Genomic DNA, 23,690 nt, shown 5'->3' with positions numbered 1-23,690 from the left:
GGCGGAGTAGCGTTCCACTCCTTCATGGGCGCCAAACGGTACCTGTTCACGTTCGGCCTGGCGGCAGGGCTGGTCTCCGCGCTCCTCCTGGGGGGGATGCTGCGAGCCGTGTCCGGGGCGCCGCTTCCGAATGCCACCTGGGCGGTGGTGCTGCTCGCCACGCCCGCGCTCTATCTGGCGGGGGGATACCTCGCGTGGTTCCGCTGGGCGGCGCAGCGGCGGCAGGTGCGCCGGCAGGTGATGGCGCGGCTGGCGGAGGGCGACCTCACCACCACGGTGGGGCCGCGCTATGAAGGCCACGAGGACGTGCGCCGCCTCATCCTGTCCCTGCGGCGCGCCCTGGCGCAGGTGCAGCGGGTGACGGCCAACCTGCACCGCACCAGCACGGACGTGAGCGGGCAGGCCCGGATGCTGCTGGAGGCCGCGCGGCGGCAGGGCGGCGCGGTGGAGCGCACGCTGGAGGCCGTCAGCGGAATGGGCGGCAGCCTCCAGGTGGCAGGCAAGCGGGTACACCAACTGGAGGTCTTCGCCGTCGACACCACCGGCGCGCTGCTGGAGATGACGGAGCGGCTGGAGCAGGTGGTGGACTCGCTGGCCCAGGTCAACACCTTCGCCCACAACACCACGTCGCTGATGCAGGCCATGGCCGAACGGATGGCCAACATCGCCGCGTCCGGTGACGAACTGGGCCGCTTCGCCAGCGAGGCCGAGGACTTCGTCGCCGCCGTGGAAGGCGGCATCGATTCCGTGCGCCGCCGTGCCAATGAGACGAACCAGTTGGCCATCGCCGTGACGGCCACCGCCGAGCGCGGCGAGGTGCTGGTGGGCGACAGCGTCAAGGGCATGTACCGGGTGGAGGAGACGGTCCGGAAGGCCGCCGAGCTGATGGAGATGCTGGGCACGCGCTCGACGGAAATCGGCCGCATCGTCGACGTCATCCAGGAGATTGCGGACCAGACCAACCTGCTGGCCCTCAATGCCGCCATCATCGCCGCCCAGGCGGGCGTGCAGGGGCGGCCCTTCGGCGTGGTGGCCAACGAGATTCGCAACCTGGCCGAGCGCACCACGCGCTCCACCCGCGAAATCGGCGCCATGGTGGCGGGCGTGCGCGACGCCGTGCAGACGGCGGTGGCGCTGGTGCAGGAAGGCCGCGAGCGAGCCACCGCCGGTGTGGCCCTGGGCGACCGCGCCGCCGAGGCCCTGGTGGAGATTCGCACCATCACCCAGCGCACCTTCACCGCCGTTGAAGCCACGGTGGCGGAGACGCAACGGCTGGAGGCGCAGGGGGCCACGGTCGTTGAAGCCAGCCGCCGCGTGGCCCTGCGGGTGGAGAACGTCACGCGCATGGCCATTGAACAGTCCGGCCACGCGCGCGAGCTGCTGCGCCAGACACAGGAGATGGCCCGCGTGGGCCAGGGCGCCTCGCAGAAGGCGGAGGCCCAGGCGCGCACCGGGCGCGACCTCTCCGAGTCGGTGGTGCGGCTGAGCGCCGCCCTGGAGGAGCTGCGCTCCGCCAACGTGGTGCTCACCAAGGCAGACGCCTCCATCCGCGAGGAAGTCGCCCAGGTGCGCGAGGACGCACGCCGGGTCATCCGCATCGGCGACGGGCTGACGCGAACGGTGGACCAACTGGGCCACGAAGCAGAGGGCCTGGAAGCGGAGGTGTACCACTTCAAGCTCCCCACGCCCCACTCCGGCGGGACGCTGCGCGTGGGCATGCACCAGGCCGCGTCGCTGCGAAACCGCCAGGCGGTGGACCCGCTCTTCAGCGTGGAGAACCAGGTCTCCGAGCTCACCTCGTGCGTGTTCTCCACACTGGTGCGCAGAGAGGACGGCGGGCTGGAGCCCGACCTGGCCGAGCGCTGGGACGCAGACCCTTCCGCGCGCCGCTACCGCTTCTACCTGCGCCGTGGCGTCACCTTCCACGACGGCACGCTGCTAACGGCGAGCGACGTGAAGCGCCACCTGGAGCGGCTGCTGGACCCGGCGCTCCGCTCGCCCGACCGGAGCCTCTTGGAGGACGTGGAGGGCGCGCCGGAGTACGCCGCTGGCATGGCGCGCGACGTGTCCGGCCTGGAAGTGCTGGACGACCACACGCTGGAGATTCGCCTCCGCGAGCCCAAGGCGTTCTTCCTCCAGTTGATGGCGCTCACCGCCACCGCGGTGGCCCGGACGGACGCCAACGGGCGGCTGGTGGGCACCGGGCCGTTCCGGCTCCTCGCCCTGGAACCCGAGCACGTGGTGCTGGAGCGGAACCCCTCTTACTGGCGTCCGGGCGGACCGATGGTGGACCGGCTGGAGTTCCTGCTCGCCGGTTCTCGTAAGGAAGCGGTGGCGCTGCTGCGCCAGGGGGCGGTGGACCTGGTGTCGTTCCTCGACACGGAGCATGTGGAGCTGCCCGGCCTGGAGGCCTTCCAGCTTGCCGCGAGCACCACGCCCTCCACGGCCTTCGTCGTGCTCAACCACCGGGAGGCGCCCTTCGACGACGTGAGGGTCCGTCGCGCACTCCGCGCGGGCATGGACATCCCGGCCATGGTGAGCCAGTTCCACCCCGGCGCGCGCGTGGCTCGCTCGCTGACCCCACCCGAGCTGCTGGATGACGCGGACATGGGACCCGCGCCCGTACCGGACGTGGCCCTCGCCGAGCGGCTGCTGCGAGAGGCAGGCCTGCGCAGGCTGCGGCTGACGCTCCACCGTCCCACCGGCAATGACCACTCCGCGGAGGACGCGGTGCTCTTCCGCCCGCTGCTCCAGGCCGGGCTGCTGGAGCTGCGCTACGTGGAGATGTCGCGCGAGGAATACACGGCCCAGGTGACCGAGGGCCGCCTCCCCGCCTTCCGCAACCGCTGGCTGGCCGACTACCCGGACCCGGACACCTTCCTGTACTTCCTCCTCCACTCCAACGCCCAGACGGTGTTCCCCATGGGCTACCGGAACCCGGAGCTGGACCGCCTCACCGCCGAGGCCCGCGTCTCCATCGACCCGGAGCTGCGCCGTCAGCTCTATCTGCGCGCGGAGCAGCTCTTCCAGGAGGACTGCCCCCTCATCCCGCTGTACCACGACCGCGCCCACGCGGCCGCGACCCCCGCGGTCCAAAGCCTGCGGCTGCACCAGACGCCGCCCCAGGTGCGCTTCGAAGACCTCTGGGTCGACCCGAACGCCGCCACCTGAGACAGCCCAAGGCACGGGTGGCGCGCGGCGCCGGCATCACGGAGATTCGTTTCTCATCCGCAAGGGTCCACCATGGCGCTGCGGCCAGCCGCGGTCTTCCGTCATGAAGTCCCGCCCCAGGCCGTACGACTCGAGTCGCCACACGCCATCGCGGTTCAAGACGACATACAGGTGCTGCCCCAGGAACGCGGCACCCGCCACCCGCGGGCGACTGGGAAGCGGGCAACTGCCGACTCGGGCACCTTGAGCAAAGAACTGTATCCAGGCCTGGTGGCCCTCCGGCAGTTCGGCGTCAGCGAGCACCGCCACCGCGCCCCCTTGGAGCAACGCGGCTTCGTACACCGTGCCCGGTGCCACCTCATCCGGAAGCGCATCCACCTCCCACACCACGTGGCCGGACTCCGGGTCCACGGCGCGAAGCACGACACGCTCCTCCCGCGCCGTGCAGGGAACGCCGTCCGTGCGCGCACATGCCCGCGCGAAGAGCTGGCCAGGCTGGCCACCCGAGGACAGGAGCGCCGGCTCCGCGATGGGCACCCGCACGCTGGCTCCACCGCCCCCTTCGGAGAGCATGACGGGCACGCCGCCATCCTCCGGCACAAAGGCTCGCGCTCCCACCAGCAGCCGCCCACCCGCGATGGCCAGTGACGCACCTCCATCCGGAACACCGCCATCCAGCAGCGCGCTCAGCTTCAACTCCGTCCCCCCACCGCCATCCGCCACTCCTGGCGACACCTCCACCCGCGCCAGTCGCCCATCCACCGTGTAGAGATAGGCCGTCCCCAGCACGTCCAGCCCCAGCCGCGCCTCTCCTCGCCAGGCTTCGACCTGTGACGCGCCCAGCAACGTGCCAGCGTCCTCGCGACCCGACAGCCAGACGAGCCTCGCGGATTCAGGCGCGGTGCCGCCATCATCCACGCCGCCGGCATCCGGCACGGCTCGCCACGCGACGTACGCGAGGATGTCCTCCTCGTGCGTGAGTGCGATGTGGCTCGCGGCGGCGCCTCCCAGCGGCAGGCCCTCGCCCGCCCCTAGCGACGCCCACGAGGCCTGCCACAGGCGCGCACCGGAGCCGCGCGGCGCATAGGCCTCGAGCCCCTCTGGCGCATGGACCACCACGCCCGCATCCGACGCGGCCAGCAGCGTCCGCGCACCCCCATCCGGGTACGAAGACGCGTACCGCAGCAGCCCAGAGCGCGTGTACGCGACCAACTGGCAGCCCGCGTCCCCGCCACACACGGAGGTGTAGAGAGCGTCTTCCGAGACGAGCAATACCGTCCCACCGTCCGCCTCCACCGGCACGCCTTCCAGCTCCAGGCTGAGCTCCGGCGCGAGCTCGACAGGGTCCGGCCGCTGACACACGCCGCCCTGGCACGTCCCTTCTCCCTGGCAGGCGGTAGCAGGCGCGCAGACGAAGCCCTCGGGTGGCGTCACCTCCCGGCATGCGCCGCTGAAGCACAGACGCGCCTTCTGACAGTCCGCCGGGCCGCAAGGACTGAAGTCGTCGGCGTCCACCGCCGTGCAGCCCTCGTCCCGGTCGCACACCCCCACCTTGCAGGGGTTCTGCGGCGCGGGGCACGCCACCCGCGACGTCACACACCCCTGCGTGGGCGAACAGGCATCCACCGTGCACGGATTGTTGTCATCACACGTCCTCGGGTGGCCCACGCAGACGCTCGCCTGGCAGCGGCCATCCACCTGACAGCGGCTCTCCGGCGTGCACGCGGCGCCTTCCTCCAGCGGCGCCTCCACGCACGTCCCGGATGCCACGTCGAAGCGGGAGTCGAAGCAGGGGCGCTCCGGACACGGCGTGGGCCGGATGCCCAGGCCCGTGAGGCGAACGGACTCCGTCAGCCCCGCGCCTGACAACAGCAGCATTCCCTCCGACGGCCCATGCCCCGCGGTGAAGACGACCTCCACTTCGGTCGCGCCGCCGCCAGATATGCTCACCTCGGACGTCACCACGGCGAAGGGCGCCTCCACGGATGCCGCCACCGTCAGACCCACTCGGCCCGTGGCCAGCACCGTCACCGCGCGGCGCGCCTGCGTCCCCTCCAGCACACGGCCGAAGTCCACCACCGCATCCCGGGGCCGGAACCCCTGACGCGAGCCTCCCATCCCGGAGTCCCCCGACTGGCACCCGCCCACGGCGAGCATGAGCGCCACCCACAATGGACTCCAGGAACGCGCCTGCGGATGCATGTCCGCGACTCAAGCGCGGGGCCGCGCGCCCCTGCAATGCAACGCCAAGGCGCCGTCCTGAGACGAACTCAAGGCCCCGGCGCGGGGGCACGGCGCCGGGCCAACATCCGGATGCCCACGCCAATGGCGCCAATGACGACCAGTCCCACCACCGCGTACTGGTACCGGGTGACGAGCGCCGTCAGCCGCTCCAGATTGCCGCCCACCGCCGCGCCCAGCCCCAGCACCAGCCCGGTATGTGCCATGGCGGACACCGCGCCCAGCGCCAGCGCGTTGAAGCGCGGCATGCGAGAGGCGCCCGCGGCGACAAAGATGAGGCCCCGGATGCCCGGCAGGAACCGATTCACCAGCAGCAGCCACGGCCCATTCACGCGCATGCGCGCTTGAACCTGCTCCAGCCGCGCATGGGTGATGCCCAAGAAGCTGCGTTCGGGGTGGGCGTCGAAGCGCTTCGCCAGCCAGTGCCCCACCGCGTAGTTGATGGCCGCGCCCACCACACTGCCCACCGTCACCACCAGGAAGACGAGCACCCACGGCTGCGAACCACGCACCGCGTACACGCCCCCCAGCAGGGTGATGGTGTCTCCGGGAAAGGGCGGCACGACGTACTCCAGCATCGCCGCCAGCCCCAGCACGAGCAGGCCCAGGGGCCCCAGGGCCGAGATGAGCTGGTCGATGTATTCCACCATCCGAGCGTGCGACCTCCGGCGAGTCGTGCTCCGTCGGATTTAAGTCGGAAGCCGCCAACACGAAAGGTGCTTCCGCCCTGGCCCCGCCACCGGTGAACATCCCCGGGGCCCACGCGGGGCCCGCGTCATGGCGTCGTGGACGGAGGCGCCTCGGCGGGCCGCGGCATCACCGTGCCGCCATACTGCGTGGCCGCCAGCGTGCCACACGCCGCGCCAATCTCCTTGCCACCGGAGTACCGACGCGCCACCGGCGACTTGAGAATCTGGAGGTGGTCGCGGAAGGCGCTCAGCTCCTCGGGCGTGGGCGGCAGGTACTTCCCGGTGGGGTCCGTCACGTCGATGAGGTCCACCTTGATGCGGATGCCCTCGAAGGCGACCTTCAGCGCCTCGGCGTCCTCGCGCCCCATGTTGAAGCCGCTGATGGCGACATAGGCGATCATCGCCCGCTCGCGCCGCACCTCGCTGTACTCGCGGATGGCGGCGATGAGCTCCGGCAGCGGGTGCGTCTTCTCAATCGGCAGCACCTTCGCCCGCTTCTCCGCGATGGCGCTCGTCACGGAGAAGGCCAGCCGGTACGGATGCCCTTCGCGCACGTAGCGGCGGATCGCCGGCACATGGCCCGCCGTGGAGAAGGTAATCGCCTCGCCCGCGATGGAGAACCCCGCAGGGTGCCGCAGGATGTCCGCGGCCCGCAGCGTCTCCTTGTAGTTGAGCAGCGGCTCCCCCATCCCCATGAAGACGACGCCGCGCACCGGCCGGTCCGCTTCCTCCCGGACCTGGAGCACCTGGTCCAATATCTCCCAGGTCTGGAGGTTCCTTTTGAAGCCCAACTTCCCCGTCATGCAGAAGTCGCACGCCAGCGCACAGCCCACCTGGCTGGAGACGCAGATGACGTACTTCTCATCGAAGATGGGGATGCGGACCGCTTCGATACGTCCGCCCAGCGGCGAGTCGAAGAGGTACTTCACGAAGCCGTCGTCCGCGCGGCGGCGCTCGACGATTGCCAGCTTCGGCATCTCCGCGTGGGCACGCAGGTGGTCTCCCACGCGGCGCGGCACCTGACGGGCCGAAGCGACGTCCTCCACGGACTGCGCACCGTGGGCGAAGACGGCCGCGAACACCTTGCGGACGGCGGCGGGCGACGGGGAGAGCGGCGCGAGCGCGGCCTCCAACTCCTGCAACGACAAGGACTTCAGGTTCACGAGGCGGACTTGATTTTGGAGCGAAGGAACTCGGTGAGCTTCTCGGAGACTTCCTTCGGCATCTTCGCCACCAGCGCCTTCTTGCACAGCCCGGGTGTGGCCCGGTAGGTGCGCAGGAAGTCCACACAGGGACTGCAACCGCGCAGGTGCTCACGTAAGTGCTGTGTGTCCTCGGGAGACATCTCTCCGTCGAGGAATTGCAGCAGGAGGTTGATGGAATCTTTGCAGTTGTACATCCGAACCTCGGCTGGCTGCGGCGCGCCCTCGTTCCTCTCGATGATGCCGAGCGCTTCGTCGCGTTTCACAACTCGCGGCTATCCCGGTTGTAGAAAGCGTCGATGGCTTCACGGAGCGCGAGCCGTGCCCGGTGCAACCGGCTCTTGATGGCGGGGATGGAGTCCCCCGTCGCCTCTGCAATCTGTTCGTAACTGAGGCCCTCCACGTCTTTCAAGAGGAAGACCTCCCGGTACCCCTCGGGCAGGCGGTCCGAGGCTTGCTGGATGGCGGAGCCCAGCTCGGCGTCCAGGGCCTTCTCCTCGGCGTCCCGGCTCCAATCCGTCTGGGGATAATCCGCCAGGGAGCCCCGCTCGGTGAACTCCGGGCCCTGGAGCTCCTGCTCGGCTGCCTGGGCCACGCGGCGGTGGCGCAGGCGCATGAGCGCATGGTTGGCGGCGATGCGGTGCACCCAGGAACCGAAGGCCGCATCCCCCCGGAAATCCTTCAGGTGTTGGTAGGCGGACAGGAAGGTGTCCTGGGTGATTTCGGCCGCGTCGGCTTCCGAACGGGTCATCCGGAGCGCCAGGCCATACACCTTGTCCCGGTGGGCATCCACCAGGGCCTCGAAGGCGGAAACATCCCCATCCTGTGCGCGAGCGAGGAGCTGACGGTCCTCGCCCATGACGGCCTCGTCGGACATGGCGGGGCGCACCCAACCAGCCAGAAAGCCCGCCGTCAAGCGGGCTTGCGGCGCCCCGGTGGCGGCCCCTTGCTGACGTGTTGACTGTCCCGGACCCACAACCGGAAGGGTTCGGCGGCCCAGGTCCCAGCGTAATCCACGCCAATCCGAGGCCCCCGGGACACGGCTGACTCGGGAACAGGCGTCCCGGGTCGCAAGTGCAGCACGGGCGTGCACAGGCCCCGCCGGTTGTGCGCTCGGGTGAGGCCCAGCGCCTTGCACAGGCGGCCCGGCCCGTCCGTGCGCGTCCCCGGGGGCAGGCCCTCCACCGGCTCCACCGCCCGCACCAGCACCGCCGCGCCCGCCCCCGTGGCATCCGTCACCACGTTGAAGCAGTGGTGCATGCCATAAATCAGATAGACGTACGCCACGCCGGCCGGTCCGAACATGACCTCGGTGCGAGGGGTGAGTCCCTTGGCCGCGTGGCACGCCAGGTCGTGCTCGCCGATATAGGCCTCCGTCTCCACGATGCGGCCCACCCGGCGCTGCCCGCCCTCCTCCACCACCAGCAAGGCGCCGAGCAGCTCCCGCGCGACCACCAGCGCGGGACGGGCGTAGAAAGACTCCGGCAACCAGTTCACACCTGGATGTTAACGGCCCTTCCGTCCGGAAAGCGAAGAACCCAGACACACTCGGAGAGCGTCCACAGTTCCCACCGGCGCGGGGCTGGGGCAGATTGCATCGCACCATGTCCACCCCCGGCCGGCTCTCCGGTCTTTTGCTCCCGCTTTTCTCCCTCCGCTCACAGACCGACTTTGGCATCGGTGACTTCGGTGCCCTGGAGGGACTGTTCACCTGGATGAAGTCCGCCCGCCAGCGGATGCTGATGGTGCTGCCGCTGCTGCCCACCGCGCCGGGCGACTCGAGCCCCTACGCGACGCGTTCGGCCTTCGGCCTCAATCCCCTCTTCATCGACCTGCAGCGGCTGCCGGAGTTCACCGCGGCCGGCGGCGAGGCGGCCCTGTCCGACGCGCAGCGCGCCCAGTTGGCCGAGGCGCGCTCTGCGCCGCGCGTGCGCTATGACCTGGTCTTCCCCCTCAAGGACACCGCCTTCGCGCGCGCCTTCGACGTCTTCGAAGCGCAGCACTGGGCGCCCCAGTCCGAGCGGGCGAAGACCTTCCGCCAGTGGCGCGACGCCCAGGGCGAATGGCTGGAGAGCTACGCGCTCTTCACCGCCATCAGCGAGCAGGAAGAGCGCCGCCCGTGGTGGGAGTGGCCGGAGCCGCTGCGCACCCGTCAACCCGAGGCCCTGGCCCAGAAGTCCCGGGAGCTGGAGCGCCGCGTGCGCTACCACGCCTGGCTCCAGTGGGTGGCCGAGCAGCAGTGGAACGAGGTGCGGACGCAGGCCCGCGCCAAGGACGTCCTCCTGTGCGGCGACGAGCCGTTCATCATCGGTCAGGACAGCGCGGACGTGTGGGCGCACCCGGACATCCTGCGGCGCGACGCCCGCCTGGGCGTGCCTCCGGATGACTTCTCCGCCACGGGCCAGGACTGGGGCCTGCCCTACTTCGACCTGGCGGCCATGGAGAAGGACGACTTCGCGTGGCTGAAGACGCGCGCGAAGAAGGCGGCCAGCTACTACGACTTGCGCCGCGTGGACCACGCGGTGGGGTACTTCCGGCAGTGGATTCGCGACGCGCAGACGCCCACCGGGCGCTTCATCCCGCCGGACGAGGAGAGCCACCGCCGCCTGGGCGAGAAGACCTTCCGCCTGCTGTCCGAGGGCGCCGGCATCGTCGCCGAGGACCTGGGCGTGATTCCACACTTCGTGCGCCACATCCTCGCGGAGCTCAAGCTGCCCGGCTACCGGGTGATGCGCTGGGAGCGCGACGACAACCACTACCGCGACCCGCGCCAGTTCCCGGCGGTGTCCCTGGTCACCACCGGCACGCATGACACGGACACGATGGCCGAGTGGTGGGAGGGCGCGGGCGACCACGAGCGGCAGGCGGCGGCGCGCTCATGGCCGGAGCTCAACGGCGTGGCCATCACCCGCGAGTTCACCCCGGACGTGCACCGGGCCATGCTGGCCTCGGCGCTCAACGCCAACAGCGACCTGTGCGTGTTGCCCTGGCAGGACGTGCTCGGCACCCGGGACCGCATCAACCTGCCCGGCTCCATGAGCGATTCGAACTGGGCCTACCGCATCGAACAGAACGTGAGTGACCTGCTCACCGATTCGCGCACGCGCGAGGCCGCCGAGCGGCTGGCCTGGCTCACCGCGTCCGCGCGGCGCTGAGACACCGTCCGCCCGAGGGGCCCAAGTGAGCGGACACGCGCGGCCGCGACGGCCTCACGGTTTGATGCACTTCACCTGGGCCGGGAAGCCGTCGAACAGGGCGCAGGTGCGGTTGGAGTTGGCGCACTCCAGCCGCTCGCAGATGTCGTCGAAGACGCAGATGGGCGGCGAGCGGCCGAACTCCAGGAAGATTTCCGCGCAGAACTGGTACGGGTTCACGCAGCCGAACGAGCCGCAGTAGGGCGCGTCCGACAAGCTCTCGCCCTCCTTGGGGCGCACCGCCTCGTCCTCGGAGACACCACACGAGGACACGCATACCGCGAGCACGGAGAACACCAGGCTTCTGATTCGCCGGGACTGGGCCATGGCCCCCCATCTTGGGCCAGGCGGGAGCGGCTTGCACGTCTTCGCGAGGCGCCATTCCGCGAGACCGGACACTGGGGTTTGCCCCGACGTCCCGGTATGCGACAAAGCACTGCCATCCTGGACGGAAGAAGTGTTGGGGCCGCGAGCCTTCCAGCTATGAAACACCCCGTGGCCGCCGACCTGCTCAGATACCTCCGCCTTGCCACTCCGCTCGCGCTGCTGCTCACCGCGGCCTGCGCCACCACGAATGCGCCGCCCCCCTCGGGCCCCAAGGTCACCGACCTGGAAATCCAGGGAACGCACCAGGTGAGCGAAGGCGCCATCAAGGACCGCATCCTCACCACCGCCACGCCCTTCTGGGGCTTCTGGCCCTTTGGCGGCCCCAGCTACTTCGACGCCAATGCGTGGCAGGCGGACCTGCGCCGCATCGAGCGGTACTACCAGGCCCAGGGCTTCTACCAGGCGAAGGTCACCCACGCCGAGGTGAAGCCGGCCGGTGACGACAAGGTCGCCATCGACATCAGCGTGCAGGAGGGCGAACCCACCCGCATCAGCGAAATCCAGGTGACGGGCCTGGACACCCTGCCGGAGGACGTGCGCGAGGAGCACCGCAAGTACGTGCTGGACGGACTGCCCCTGCACGAAGGCGACGTCTTCAAGGAAGAGTCCTGGGAGGAAGCGAAGGCCCGCGTCCAGGAGCGGCTGCGCGAGCTGGCCTACGCCGAGGCCGAAGTCGACGGCGAGGTCCGGGTGGACGTGGACACAAGGCAGGCGGTGGTGGAATTGCGCACCCGGCCCGGCATCCGCTACCGCTTCGGCAACACCTTCGTCGCCACGGACGCCAATCCCCAGGTGCCTCCGCGCCGAATCATCGAACAGGTGACGGGCGCGCTGAAGAAGGGGGACTGGTACAGCGAGACGGCGCTGGCCAACGCGCAGGCGCGCGTGTTCCGCATGGGCGTGTTCGGCGCGGTGAAGGTGAACCGCGGCGCGCCGGACCGCGAATCCGGCACGGTGCCGGTGGTGGTGGACGTGCGCGAGGCGCCCTTCCGCTCCGTGCGGCTGGGCGGCGGTCTGGGCGTGGACGCGGCCCGGCAGGAGGTCCGCGCGGTGGGCGAATGGACCCACCGCAACTTCGGCGGCGGCCTGCGCCGCTTCACCGTCCGCGGCCGGCTGGGCTACGCCTTCATCCCCAACGTCCTCAACTTCAACAAGGACGGTCCTGTCTTCGACGTCACCGCCGAGTACGAGCAGCCCCGCTTCCTCTTCAGGGACTTGCGGGCGCAGAACTCGCTCAGCGTGGAGAAGGGCCTGGAGCAGGCCTATGACTTCTGGGGCGGCAGGCTCCAGACGGGTGTCATCTGGCAGCCGCACCCCGACTTCTCCATCTTCCCGTCGTACAACCTCCAGGTGTACCGGCTCAGCGGCCGCGTCAGCGCCGACTCCCGCGTGCCGCCCATCGTCCTGGGCTGCGGCGAGGGCCAGGCGCAGTGCAACGTGGCGCTCAGCTTCCTGGAGCTGGCCTTCACCTGGGACCGGCGCGATGACGTCATCGAGCCACGCGACGGCTACTACATCTCCTTCTCCGTCCAGAAGGGCGGAGGCACGCCCCTCATGGGAGACTTCAACTACGTCCGCCTGCTGCCCGACCTGCGCGTCTACCGTTCGTTCGGCGAGGACAAGCGGTTCATCCTGGCGGCGAAGGTGCGCGCGGGCACGCTGAACCCCGCGGGCGGCAGCCAGAGCTCCATCGTCACCCGCTTCTTCTCGGGCGGTGGCACGTTCATGCGCGGCTTCAACGGCCAGCGCCTGTCTCCCCTGGCCGCCCTGCAGCGCACGGCGGACGTGGACGGCGACGGCAACCCGGATGTCGTCCAGGACGAGGAATGGGACACCGTGCCCGTGGGTGGCAACAGCCTCTTCGAGACCTCGGTGGAGATGCGCTACCAGTTCACGGAGAGCCTGATGGTGGCGGCCTTCTATGACACGGGCCTGGTGGGCATCGAGGACTTCTCCCACGCGAACCGGCCCAAGCTCTTCGGCCCCCAGCACTACCACGCCGTGGGCATGGGCCTGCGGTATCTGACGGTCGTCGGGCCCATCCGGCTGGACATCGCCCGGCGGTTGAACATTGGCGAGGGATTGCCCGTTTCCACCCCGGGATACATCTATCCCGAAGCCGGAGGCTGCTTTGGCATCGGAAGCCGGTGGAGGCCCACGGGTCCGACGACGCCCAGCGGCGCGTTCGCGGGCGCTCCGGACGGGCTGTGCGCGCTGCACCTGTCGATTGGAGAGGCGTTTTGACGGAATCCGCCCCGAGCGCCGCGCCTCCCCCACCCCGCCGGCCCGCGCGCTGGGGCCGCCGCGTGCTGTGGGGCCTGCTGGGCCTCGTGGGCCTCATCGTGCTCGTCGTCGCGGGCGTGCTCGTCTTCGCCACGACGTCGCGCGGAGAGGCCTGGCTCGTCCAGAAGGGACTCGCGCTGGCCAATGAGCAGCTCTCCGGCCGGCTGGAGCTGGGGCGCCTGGACCTGTCCCTGAGCGGCGTCATCCTCGAGGACGTGAAGCTGTATGCCCCCGAAGGCGAGCTGGTGGCGGACATCGCCCGGGTGGACGTGCGCGCGCGGCTGGCGGGGCTGGTGCGCCAGCACGTGAACCTCCCCTCCGCGCGCATCGAGCGTCCGCGCCTGTATCTGGCCCAGGACGAGCGCGGACTGAACCTGACGCGCGCGTTGGAGCCCCGCACGCCCAGCCCCGAGGAGCCCTCCCAGGGCCGCGGCTCGCTGACGCTGGACTTGCACGAGCTCGTGCTCGAGGACGGCTATGTCGACTTCCGCCAGGCGTTGCCCGAAGGCGGTGAGCGGCGGGTGCGGCTGGAGGACCTGGATGCCCGGGGCTCGGCCCGCTACGCCGCCGCGACGCAGGGCGTGGGCGCGAACCTGGACGCCACCGCGAGCCTCGCCCGTCCCGTGCCCGGGCCCGTGCGGCTGGCGCTGAAGGCCCGCGGCGAAGAGGGCGCCTTCGAAGGCGATGTCGACCTGGAGGCCGCGGGGCTGGTGCTGGACGCCAGCGGCCGCGCGAAGCTCCCTCCAGAGACGCCGCCGGGCGCGCCGGAGGGCCGGCTCCAAGCAGGACTGGAGCTGCGGCGCCTGTCCGCGCCGCCCGACCTGCTGCGGGCCTTCGTGCCCACCTGGCCGCTGCGGGTGCCGGTGTCCGCGGAGGGCTCCGCCGGACTGGACGGCGACGCGGCGCGGGTGGACGTCACCGCGAAGGCCGCCAGCGCCTCCTTGTCCGTGAAGGGTGGCATGGATTTGGAGCGGATGCGCACCGACGGCCTGTCCGTGAAGGCGCGCGACGTGGACCTGTCGGAGCTGATGGCGCAGGGCCCCAAGACGCGCATCGCCGCGGACCTGGACGCGAAGGGCGGAGGCACGAGCCTGGAGTCGATGGAAGGCGAGGTGAAGCTCACCGTGTCCCCATCCCAATACCTGGGCCAGCCGCTGGGTCCGGTGGAGCTGGAGGCCCGCGCGAAGGAGGGCCGGTATTCGCTGATGCGGCTGCGGATGCTCGCACCGGGCGTGGCCCTGCAGGCCAAGGGAGACGGCACCGCGGAGTCGGTGAACCTGCAAGGCGGCCTCACCGCCGGCAACCTCGCCCTGCTCTCGCAGATGCTGTCCAAGCTGATGCCGGGCGTGGTGGCCCCCATGGCGGGCAACGGCACGTTGGACTTCTCCGTGAAGGGCCCGCTGCGCACGCCCGCCGTGAAGGTCGACGGCGGCTTCGCGGCGCTGCGGTACGGCGATGTGGCGGCGCAGGACGTATCCCTGAAGCTGGAGATGCCGGACGTCAGCCACCCCCTCACGTCCAACGCCACGCTGGTGGTGTCCCGGCTGAAGGCGGGCGGGCGAGACTTGCGCGACGTCGCCGTCACGCTGGCCACGCAGGAGCGTGCGCTGGAGGCCAGCGTGCGCGTGGCGGGAGACGCGGAGCTGGGGCTCACGCTCAGTGGCCTGGTGGACGGCAATCGCCAGGGGCTGGCCATCCGGCAGTTGGCGCTGTTCTGGCCGGAGGCCACCTGGACGCTCCAGGCGCCCACGCACGTGGGCTTCGGCGGAGGCAACGTCGAGGTGGAGCCCCCGCTGCGGCTCGCGTCGGAGGGGCAGACGCTGTCGCTGCAGGGCACGATGCGCGGCCAGCGCGTCAATGCGCGCGTGGAATTGGACGCGTTCGATTTGTCGCGGCTGCCCAGGGCCTTCGTCCCGGAGTCGCTGGGCCTGGGCGGCAGGCTGACGGGCCACGCCGCCGTCAGTGGGACGATGGCGCGCCCCGACGCGGAGACCGACCTGCGGCTGGAAGACGGCAGCGCGCAGGGCTACGAGGGGCTTCAGGCGAAGCTGAAGGCGCGCTACGTGAAGGACCGCGCCACCGGGACGCTGGCGGCCAGCCTGCCCGTGGCGCGGCTCGCCGCCGAGTTCGACGTGCCGGTGCAGGGCGTGCTCAAGCGCCGGCGCGATGTGATGTCCGTGCGCCTGAATCTGGAGGACCTGGACATCGCCGGCGCCATGAAGCTCGCGGGCCAGCCCCAGAGCGCCAGCGGCCGGCTGGCTGGCGCGCTGACCGTGGAAGGCCCCGCGCGTGAGCCCCTGCTGGACTTCACCCTCCGCGGGCAGGACGTGCGCTACCAGTCGCCGCCGCCGGGCTTCTCGCTGCCCGAGCCGCTGGCCTTCCACCTGCGCGCCGCGTCCGACCGCGAGGACCAGACGCTGGATGCGCGCCTGGACGTGGAGGGCCTGGGCTCGCAGACGTACCTGGCCCTGCGGACGCCCTTCACGGTGGGCGGGCTGATGGCGAAGCCGCCCACGCCCGATGAGCTCCTGGCGACGACGCTGGGCGTTGAGGCCCGCGTGACGCAGTTGCCCCTCACCCTGCTCAAGGGCATGAGCGGCGTGCAGCAGCCGGACGGCACGGTGACGGCGCACCTGGACTTCGAGGGCTCGGTCCTGGTGCCCCACGCGACGCTGCGCGTGCAGGCCAACGCGGTGACGATGAACGGGCTGCCGCCCATGAACGGGCAGCTCAGCGTCGTGGGCGGCGACAAGGACGTGAAGCTCACGCTGAACGCGCAGCGCCAGGACGGACCGCTGGCGCAACTGACGGCCACGCTGGCGGCCCCGCTGGGCGCGCTCCAGGACCGCGAGGTCTACGGCCACATTCCCTTCGACATCACCGGCCGCGTGGGCCCGGTGCCGCTGAAGGAGATTCCCGGCGTGGCCACCCCGGCGTCGCCCGTGGCGGAGGGCGCGCCGCCACCGCAGGGCGGCCGGCCCCAGGGCATCCAGGGCGTGCTGGCCATGGAGCTGGGCGCGCGGGGCACGCTCGACACGCCGCAGATGGAGCTCACCGCCGGCGTGCAGGACCTGGGCGTGGGCAACACCGGGCTGGGCCAGGTGCGCCTGAACTACACGTACAAGGACACCCGCTCCCGCTTCGACCTGCTGCTCACCGAGCCGGGCGGCGGCACCATGCTGGTGAACGGAGGCCTGGGCCTGGACGTGTCACTGCCCGCGCTCAACCGGGGCCTCCAGACAGACAACGCTCCGGTGGAGGTCGCGCTCAAGGCGCGCAACTTCAACCCGGCCTTCCTGTCCGGCACGGTGGAGATGCTGCGCAGCATCGGCGGCGTGCTCCAGGCGGACGCCAGCGTCGCCGGCACGTTGAGCGCGCCCCGCATCAACGGCAGCCTGGAGTGGAAGGACGGCAAGCTGGGGCTGATGGGCCTGGGCGAGTACCGCGACATCCAGCTCGCCCTGAAGGCCAGCCGCGAATCCATCGCCGTCACGACGCTGTCGGCGAAGGCCGGCAACGGCTCACTCAACCTCAACTCGCCGCTGACCGCGGTGCTCAACACCCGGAATGAGTACGAGCTGTCCAGCCCCGGGACGTCCGACCCGCCGCTGGTGATGCGCAACTTCCCCATCATCGTCGACGACCAGCTCATGGCGCTGGTGAGCCTGCGCGCGAAGGTGGAGGGCACGCTGTCCCAGCGACTCGTCAACCTGCGCAACGTCACCATCCCCGAGGCCACCATCGAGCTGCCGGAAGCCAAGCGCAAGGACCTGCAGGCGCTGGAGCGGCCCGGTGACGTGGTGCTGGTGCGCAACGGAGAGCCGCTGAACCGCAAGAAGCGCAAGGAAGCGGCCCAGGCGCAGCCCCCGGCGAATCCCGACGGGACACCCGTGGAAGGCGCGGCCCCGGCGGAGGGCGTGGCGGCGGAAGGCGAGGAGGAAACGGCCACGCCACCCATTGTGTTCTGGGTGAATGTGAATGCGCCCCGCAATCTCTGGGTGAAGGGCTCCGACATCAACGCGGAGCTGGGGCTGTCGGATGACTTTCGCGTCGAATACACGGACGTGGCGCGCCTGTTCGGTGAAGTGCGCGTGCTGCGCGGGCGCGTGGACGTGCTCGGCCGCCGCTTCGACATCCAGCGCGACAGCCAGGTGCGCTTCACCGGCCCGGCCATGGCGCCGTACATCAACGTCACCGCCGAGCACCGCAACGACAGCGCCAAGGTCACCGTGTTCGTCACCATCCGGGGCCAGGGGCGGGAAATCACGCTCAAGCCCACCAGTGACCCGCCGCTGCCGGAGTCGGAAATCTACACGCTGCTGGCGACGGGCCGGCGCACGCTGGAGCGCAGCTCCGGTGCCTCCATGAATGCCAGCGCGCAGGCCGCGTCCGTGGTGGGCTCGCTGGTGGCCAACGAGGCCCGCAAGGCCCTGGCCGCGAAGCTGCCCCTGGACGTGGTCTCCATCGAGGCGGGGGCCTCCGGCATCGCGGGCACCAAGCTGGAAGTAGGTACCTACGTGACGGACAAAATCTACGTCGGCTACACCGGCCGCGTGGGCGCCAACCTCCAGCAGGGAGAGAACGCCAACGCGGTGCGCTTCGAGTACCAGTTGGGCACGCGCTGGAGCCTGGAAGGCCAGTACGGCGACGCGCGCTCGGGCGGGTTGGACCTCATCTGGACCAACCAGTACTGAGGCTCGCTGGGACACGGCGGGCTCCCGTCCTTCCGGGCGGGAGCCGCCGCTTCAACGACTAGAGGCCGTACATCGCGAAGCACGAGCCCGCGGGGCCCGCGCCGGAAATGGGCGCGGACGGCGCGCTCAGCCACGCTCTGTTGGCGCCGCACTGGTGCCACTGCTGGTCGCCCGTGGACTGCACGCAGGTGCGCGGCGGCACGGAGCGGCCCAGCGTGGCGGAGGAGCACCAGCCGTAGGACGCGGTGCAGTTCGTGGGCTTGGTGGTGCTGCCCGCGGTGAAGGCGCCCGACTGGCACTGCCGCCACATGGCGTCCGACGAGCTCTGCACACAGCCGAGCTCCGGCACGGTGGTGTCGGCCGTCTCGGAGTAGCAGCCGGAGGCGGAGCCCCACGCATAGGCCGACTCGTAGCGGTGGTAGACGACGGACACCAGCGACGAGCCGCCCACGTTGGTGCGGCCGCACTGGAGGGCATACGCGCCCACCCAGGGCGTGTACGTGTAGAGCGCCGCCGTCGCCTTGTTCGCGGGACGCACCGAGCACGGGTCCGACGTGGACTTCGTCACGCCCACGCGCCAGCCGGAGATGGTGGCACGGCCCGCGTCCAGGTCCGTCAGGTAGCCGCGCAGCTTCTTGGCGGAGCAGTCAATCTGCTTGCCGAAGCCCACGTATTGCGCGTCACAGCCGCTGGTGTCCGGACAGCCACAGCCGGTGGCCTTGGCCAGGTTGTTGGAGTTGCCGCTCTGGATGAGGCTGGACTCCACCTGGATGCGGGCCAGCATGTACAGCGGGCTGATGCCAAAGGCCTTGGAGCGCTCGACGATGAGCGCGGCGGCCGTCTTGTTGCTGAAGGCCGGGTCCCGGTAGTTCGCCAGGAACGAGTTGTTCTGCTGGAGGAAGGCCTGCACCTGCGCGGTGGTAATCCACTGGCCACCGGTGATGTCGGTGTCCTCCAGCAGCCGGTGCATGTCGTACTTCGTGGTGGCCTCCAGCAGCACCTGGCCGGTCAGCTCATCGATGACGGGCTCATCTGCCTCGTCGATGGGACCACAGCCGGCCGCTACCAACGCGGGCACCAGGAGCAACCACAATCGCGTCTTCATCGCGTCCTCGGGGGGATGGGCCGCGAACCCGGAGAGCGGTGCTCACCGTCCACCGGACACGGCCTGGGGGAATCCGAGGCTCCAGCCGCGTGAAACATTATTCAAGAATTTCTTATCTTTAATGCCTGACGGATTATTGGTGTCATGCTGAATCCGTCACCCAGGCCACACAGACAGCGCGCGGGCGCCGGGAGTCGCGGACCCGCCATGAGGCACGTCCACGCTGGCGAAGGGCGGCGGACGACGCCGGAGACGGACAGGCACCGTGCATCCCCACCCTGGCGTCCTGAGCGCCCTGCCCGTCCTGGTAGGCTGACCGCGTGCCCGCGAGCCCGCCCCTCCTGGATGACATGCTCCTCTTCACCGAGGTGGTGGCGACCGGTGGCATCACCGCCGCGGCGGAGCGGCTGGGGCTGCGCAAGTCCACGGTGAGCCGCCGCCTCGCGGCGTTGGAGGAGCGGCTCGGCGTCCGGCTCATCGAGCGCAATACGCGCGGGCTCCGGCTCACGGAGGTGGGCCGCGACTACCACGCCCACTGCGCGCGGCTGGTGGCGGAGGCTCGCGAGGTGAATCGCGCGCTCGGTGAGTCGCGCGTCACGCCGCAGGGCACCTTGCGCATCGCCACGCTCTCACTGCTGGGCGAGCTGCTGACACCGCTCATCGCCGAGCTGCTGTTGCGCAATCCCCTGCTCCGCGTGGAAGTCTCACTCGCCGAAGCGCACGTGGACCTCATCTCCGAGGAGTACGACGTGGCGCTGCGGACCGGCCCGCTCGCGGACTCCGCCATGGTGGCCCGAAGGCTCGGGCGCCTTCGCACCGGCTACTACGCCAGCCCCGCCTATCTCGCGAGGCAAGGGGCACCCCGGACCTCGGCGGAGCTGCAAGGTCATGCCTGCGTCGTGCTCGCCGCGCCCGGCACCGACGAGGTCTGGTTCTTCGGCGAAGGCCGCGGCGCGAAGAGCCTGCCGGTGACGGGACGGCTGCGCGTTCCCAGCGTGCGCGCGGGACAAGCCGCCGCGCGCGCGGGACTGGGCGTGGTGCGGCTGCCCGCCTCGCTCGTCGCCGAGGACGTGCGCGGCGGGCTGCTCGTTCCGGTGCTGGAAACCGAAACGCCGCCGGGCATCCCTGTCTTCGCCGTCTACCCCAGCAGGCGGCAGCTCCCGCTCAAGGTGCGCGCCTTCCTGGCGCTGTTGAGTGAACGCGGCGCCGCGCTCCCCTGGGACGACGCCACCGAGCCCCCGTCCTCCCGGAGCCGGTAAGGGGACCTCGCGCAACACAGCGTTCCCTCGCGGGCGCTCGTCCGTTCCCGTTGAGGCCACTACACCTGTGTCCACACCCAGGCAGGGCCCACGCGCCCGGCCGAACGAGGAGGACACACCATGACGACGAACGTCATCTCGCTGGACGACGCGCACTTTCAAAGGGAGGTGCTGGAGTCATCCGAGCCCGTGCTGGTGGACTTCACCGCGACCTGGTGCCCGCCGTGCCGTGCGCTCGCCCTTGTGCTCGACGCGATTGCCGCCGATTTCCGGGGCCGGCTGAAGGTGACCAGCCTGAACGTGGACGACAATCCGGAGTCCGCCATGCGCTATGGCGTCCGCGCCGTCCCGGCGCTGCTGCTCTTCAAGGAGGGCAAGGTGGTGCGGCAAATGCTGGGCGCCCAGCCCCGCGCCAAGCTGGAGCAGGAACTGCGCACCCACCTCGGGTGACGTGGCGTCCCTCTTCCTTCAGGCCGTGTTGGCCAGCAGGTTGCGCGTCCAGTTCACGGATAATTTTAGACCCGTGTTGCAAAGTGCACACTGTTCGTGTATCCACTCATTCGCCCTGTGAATCTCGCAGGGCGCGGGTCGCCCCACATCTCCGATCCCCCCATCTCGTTCGGGGCGACTCGTACCCACCGGGGACAGTCGCCCTCCTCCGTGCCAGCCCCTTCCTGTCCGGGGCGGCCCGCACTTCGACCAACGCCTTCGTATCAACGGTCCAGCCGTCGGCGGGCCCGGGCTCGCGCGGCATCCAGCGCGGAGTCCACGCTGCCCTCGGCCGGCTTCGCTGGCGCCGGAGCCGCGTCGCCCTGATGGGTGGGCGAAGCTGACGTCGGGGTTGTCCGTGTTGCCGGAGTGGACGACGGCGCCGTGGGTGTCGCGGGGATGGACACGGAGCGCTCACGGGTCCGCGGCGCACGCAGCCGTGGCGCGGAGAGGAAGCGGCGCACGGCCACCTCCGCCAGCAGCAGGGCCAGCGCCAGGGCCACCAGCCACGGCGCCAGCGCCACGCGGCCCAGCGACTCCGGGGCCTCCATGAAGAGGCCCGTCATGGACAAGCGCTCCACGCCACCTCCTACCGCCGCGATGGCGCGCAGCAGCTCCAGTCCCGCCTTCGCGGAGCCGGGCTCGAACTCCGGCGCATAGGGCAGCGTGACGGGCGGCGCGCGGAGCACCTTCGCGCCCAACCGTACCACCGGGTGCCACGTTCCACTGCCCTCCAGCGGGTACTCGGCGACGAGCCGGTCTTCATCCTCCCACCGCATCGGACGCTCCACCGGCGCGGCGCGTCCGTCGCCGGGCAGGAGCACCATCGTCGGTACCACGCCGGGCAGCGCCTCGCCCGGAGGCAGGTCCAGCGTCACGCGCAGCAGGTGCCCCCTCCGCTCGGTCCGCACCACCGCGTCCCCGACGGGCGCCGCGCCCGCCAGCGTCCAGCGCACCATCCCCTCCAGGGCCGCGCGCAGGGAGGACCACGTTCGCAGCTCGCCGGTGTACGGCCCGTCCACCTCCGCGGTGAAGGCCACCGTGCGTCCCGCGCCTCGCGGCCACATCGCCAGGATGGGCGCGCCATTCGTGTCCAGGGTGCGCAGCGCCACGTTGGCGCGGGGCTTGAGGTAGGTGAGGTTGTAGCCGCCCACCTGGGGCAGCCCGTCCGCGGACAGCCGGCCGAGCAGCGGCAGGTCCGGCGCCCCTTCCAGCGACGCGGGCTCATCCACGAAGGTGGCGCGCGCCACGGTGAGCGTCTCCTGGCTGAAGATGCGCGGCAGGCTCATCGCGTCCTCGGCGAAGTAGACGCGCCCGCCGCCCCGGTGGGCCACTTCCCGGAGCAGGTCCGCGTCCGGGTCCGAGGGCACGCCCAGCCCGATGACGGACACTGTCACTTCCTGCTCGCGCAAGTGGGCCAGCGTGCGCTGGTAGTCATCGGGCTCCTCGGAGTCCGCTGCGTCGGAGAACAGGAGGACGTGGCGCGTGGGCTTCTCGCTGCGGAGGATTTCCGTGCGGCCGGCGCGGAGCGCCTCGCCCACGTAGATGCCACCCCCACCGCTGAATCCGCGCGCGACGGCATCCAGGGGCAACCCCGCCTCCACCGGGCTGAGCGGGAAGATTTCATGGGCCGCCGTGTCCACCATGTGCACGGAGACCTCGTCCTTGGGGTTGAGCAGCGTCAGCGCGGCCACGACGCCCTCGGCGGCCAGCTCCATCTTCGTCCGCCCATCCGGGACGGTCATCCCCATGGAGCAGGAAGCATCCATCAACACGCTCAGCGCCAGGGACGCGCGGCGCTGCTCCTCGCGCATCTCCAGGGACACCGGGAGCAGCGGCTCCACGGGCGAGCGACGGAAGCCGCCCTCGCCGAAGCTGTTGCGTCCGCCGGTCATCACCAGCCCGCCTCCGGCCTGCTCGACGTAGGCCGCCAGCGCGTTGAGCCCCGGCTCGCCGAGCGCATTGGCGTCCACGTTCTCCAACACCACGGTGCCCACGCCATCCAGGTCATCCAACGTGAGGCGGAACGGCGTGCGCACGTCGAGTTGCAACCCCGAAGCGGCGAGCGACTGCGCGAGCGTGCCCCGGGACTGGTTCGTGAGCAGCAACACCCGGGGCGGGCCTTCCACGCGCAGCACGGCGACGCCCTGGTCGTTCTCCACAACGCCGTCGCCGGGAGCAGCCACGGAGAGCCGGTAACGGACCAGGCCGGGCTCCTCGACCAGGTCGCGCAGCGGCAGCACGTTGGGGCCCGGCTGGAAGTCGAAGGGCCCCTGGAGGAGCACGCGGCCATTGCGCTCCAGGCGGACGGTGCCGGTGACGGCGGCGGAGGCATGCACCACGGCGGAGAACTGGAAGGGCTCGCGCTCGGAGACGGCGGCGGGGACGTCCACGGAGACGACGGCCACATCAAGCGGCGGTTCGGGGCGAGCGATGTGGCGCCAGTCCACGGAGAGGCCCCGGGCCGCCAGTCGCCGCGCGGCGCCGCGCGCATCCACGCCCGTGGCGCGGCCATCGGACAGCACCAGCACGCGGCCAGTGCGCTCGTCGGGGATGAGGGCGCTCGCGACATCCAACGCGGCGGACAGGTCGGAAGCCTCCGCGTCCACGGGGCGCGTGAAACCGCCAAAGCCTCCGAGGGTGGCGAGGGGCTGCTCCACGCGCGCTTCCCGGCCGAAGGTGATGACCCCCACGCGGTCCCCGGGACGGCGCTGCGACTCCAGGAGGGTAATGAGTTCCTGGGCCGTGCGGTCCACGTCGCGAGGCATGGACGCGGAGCGGTCCACCACCACGACGACGTCACTGCCAGCATCGGCCCATCGCAGCTCGGGGCCCGAGAGCGCGCCGACGACGAGCACCAGCAGCGCGGCGCGCAGCCACATGGGCGGGCCCGGCCGGCGGCCGTACTTCCAGAGGAAGAGGCCCAGCGGCAGCAGCAGCACCCACGCCTGCGGGAGGGAGAAGGTCATGCGCCCG

At 70.8% G+C, this 23,690-nt stretch carries 15 protein-coding genes; 6 read left to right on the top strand and 9 right to left on the bottom strand.

Translation table 11 applies throughout. The annotated features are described in order from the left end of the window. Positions 1–24 precede the first annotated feature (24 nt). Positions 25–3,171, top strand: coding sequence for an ABC transporter substrate-binding protein (locus FMQ63_RS00325; protein ID WP_011556387.1), 3,147 nt, complete (start codon positions 25–27; stop codon positions 3,169–3,171). Between the two features lie 36 nt (positions 3,172–3,207). On the opposite strand, the gene FMQ63_RS00320 is transcribed toward FMQ63_RS00325, so the two are convergent. The 6 genes from FMQ63_RS00320 to FMQ63_RS00295 all read right to left on the bottom strand — a co-directional run bounded on the left by FMQ63_RS00320 (position 3,208) and on the right by FMQ63_RS00295 (position 8,800). Next, positions 3,208–5,328, bottom strand: a complete 2,121-nt coding sequence (locus FMQ63_RS00320) for a hypothetical protein (protein WP_225909999.1) — start codon at positions 5,326–5,328, stop codon at positions 3,208–3,210. Between the two features lie 113 nt (positions 5,329–5,441). Further along, on the bottom strand, positions 5,442–6,062 hold the full coding sequence (locus FMQ63_RS00315; protein WP_011556389.1) for a DedA family protein: 621 nt from the start codon (positions 6,060–6,062) through the stop codon (positions 5,442–5,444). A 125-nt stretch (positions 6,063–6,187) separates the two neighbouring features. Beyond that, positions 6,188–7,264 (bottom strand): radical SAM protein, encoded by a 1,077-nt coding sequence (locus tag FMQ63_RS00310; protein WP_011556390.1) that lies wholly within the window; start codon positions 7,262–7,264, stop codon positions 6,188–6,190. After that, positions 7,261–7,569: an anti-sigma factor gene (locus tag FMQ63_RS00305; protein ID WP_020478006.1), complete on the bottom strand. Its 309-nt coding sequence runs from the start codon at positions 7,567–7,569 to the stop codon at positions 7,261–7,263. Before FMQ63_RS00305 ends, FMQ63_RS00310 begins: the two co-directional genes overlap by 4 nt. Then, on the bottom strand, positions 7,566–8,180 hold the full coding sequence (locus FMQ63_RS00300) for an RNA polymerase sigma factor (protein WP_026113852.1): 615 nt from the start codon (positions 8,178–8,180) through the stop codon (positions 7,566–7,568). The genes FMQ63_RS00305 and FMQ63_RS00300 overlap by 4 nt, the downstream gene beginning before the upstream one ends. Before the next feature lie 35 nt (positions 8,181–8,215). Then, positions 8,216–8,800 (bottom strand): DNA-3-methyladenine glycosylase, encoded by a 585-nt coding sequence (locus tag FMQ63_RS00295; RefSeq protein ID WP_011556393.1) that lies wholly within the window; start codon positions 8,798–8,800, stop codon positions 8,216–8,218. 107 nt (positions 8,801–8,907) lie between these two features. Here FMQ63_RS00295 and FMQ63_RS00290 point away from each other — a divergent pair, with 107 nt between their 5' ends. Beyond that, on the top strand, positions 8,908–10,458 hold the full coding sequence (locus FMQ63_RS00290) for a 4-alpha-glucanotransferase (protein ID WP_011556394.1): 1,551 nt from the start codon (positions 8,908–8,910) through the stop codon (positions 10,456–10,458). 54 nt (positions 10,459–10,512) lie between these two features. Here FMQ63_RS00290 and FMQ63_RS00285 read toward each other — a convergent pair whose 3' ends face one another. Continuing rightward, the gene (locus tag FMQ63_RS00285; RefSeq protein ID WP_020478005.1) at positions 10,513–10,824 is read right to left on the bottom strand and encodes a hypothetical protein; all 312 of its coding nucleotides are present in this window, start codon (positions 10,822–10,824) and stop codon (positions 10,513–10,515) included. Between the two features lie 156 nt (positions 10,825–10,980). Here FMQ63_RS00285 and FMQ63_RS00280 point away from each other — a divergent pair, with 156 nt between their 5' ends. Together FMQ63_RS00280 and FMQ63_RS00275 are read left to right on the top strand one after the other, a co-directional pair. Beyond that, complete coding sequence (locus FMQ63_RS00280; protein WP_011556395.1) at positions 10,981–13,128, top strand: BamA/TamA family outer membrane protein; 2,148 nt, start codon at positions 10,981–10,983, stop codon at positions 13,126–13,128. Continuing rightward, complete coding sequence (locus FMQ63_RS00275; RefSeq protein WP_020478004.1) at positions 13,125–17,861, top strand: translocation/assembly module TamB; 4,737 nt, start codon at positions 13,125–13,127, stop codon at positions 17,859–17,861. Before FMQ63_RS00280 ends, FMQ63_RS00275 begins: the two co-directional genes overlap by 4 nt. Positions 17,862–17,919: 58 nt before the next feature. Here FMQ63_RS00275 and FMQ63_RS00270 read toward each other — a convergent pair whose 3' ends face one another. Then, entirely contained in the window at positions 17,920–18,966 is a 1,047-nt protein-coding gene (locus FMQ63_RS00270) for a hypothetical protein (RefSeq protein WP_011556397.1), read from the bottom strand. 350 nt (positions 18,967–19,316) lie between these two features. On the opposite strand from FMQ63_RS00270, the gene FMQ63_RS00265 reads away from it, so the two are divergent. After that, positions 19,317–20,225: a LysR family transcriptional regulator gene (locus FMQ63_RS00265; protein WP_171452211.1), complete on the top strand. Its 909-nt coding sequence runs from the start codon at positions 19,317–19,319 to the stop codon at positions 20,223–20,225. A gap of 120 nt (positions 20,226–20,345) precedes the next feature. Next, a complete protein-coding gene (gene trxA, locus FMQ63_RS00260) occupies positions 20,346–20,675 on the top strand; it encodes a thioredoxin (protein WP_011556399.1) in 330 nt (109 codons plus the stop codon). Between the two features lie 263 nt (positions 20,676–20,938). Here the strand turns inward: trxA and FMQ63_RS00255 are convergent, their stop codons facing one another. Beyond that, a complete protein-coding gene (locus FMQ63_RS00255; protein WP_011556400.1) occupies positions 20,939–23,683 on the bottom strand; it encodes a VWA domain-containing protein in 2,745 nt (914 codons plus the stop codon). Between the last annotated feature and the right edge of the window lie 7 nt (positions 23,684–23,690).

Origin of the sequence: Myxococcus sp. CA005 (assembly GCF_006518205.1) — a bacterium.
Taxonomy (GTDB): Bacteria; Myxococcota; Myxococcia; order Myxococcales; family Myxococcaceae; genus Myxococcus; species Myxococcus xanthus.
Note: the sequence above shows the minus strand (reverse complement) of the source record. Positions and strands in the feature narration are given on the sequence as shown.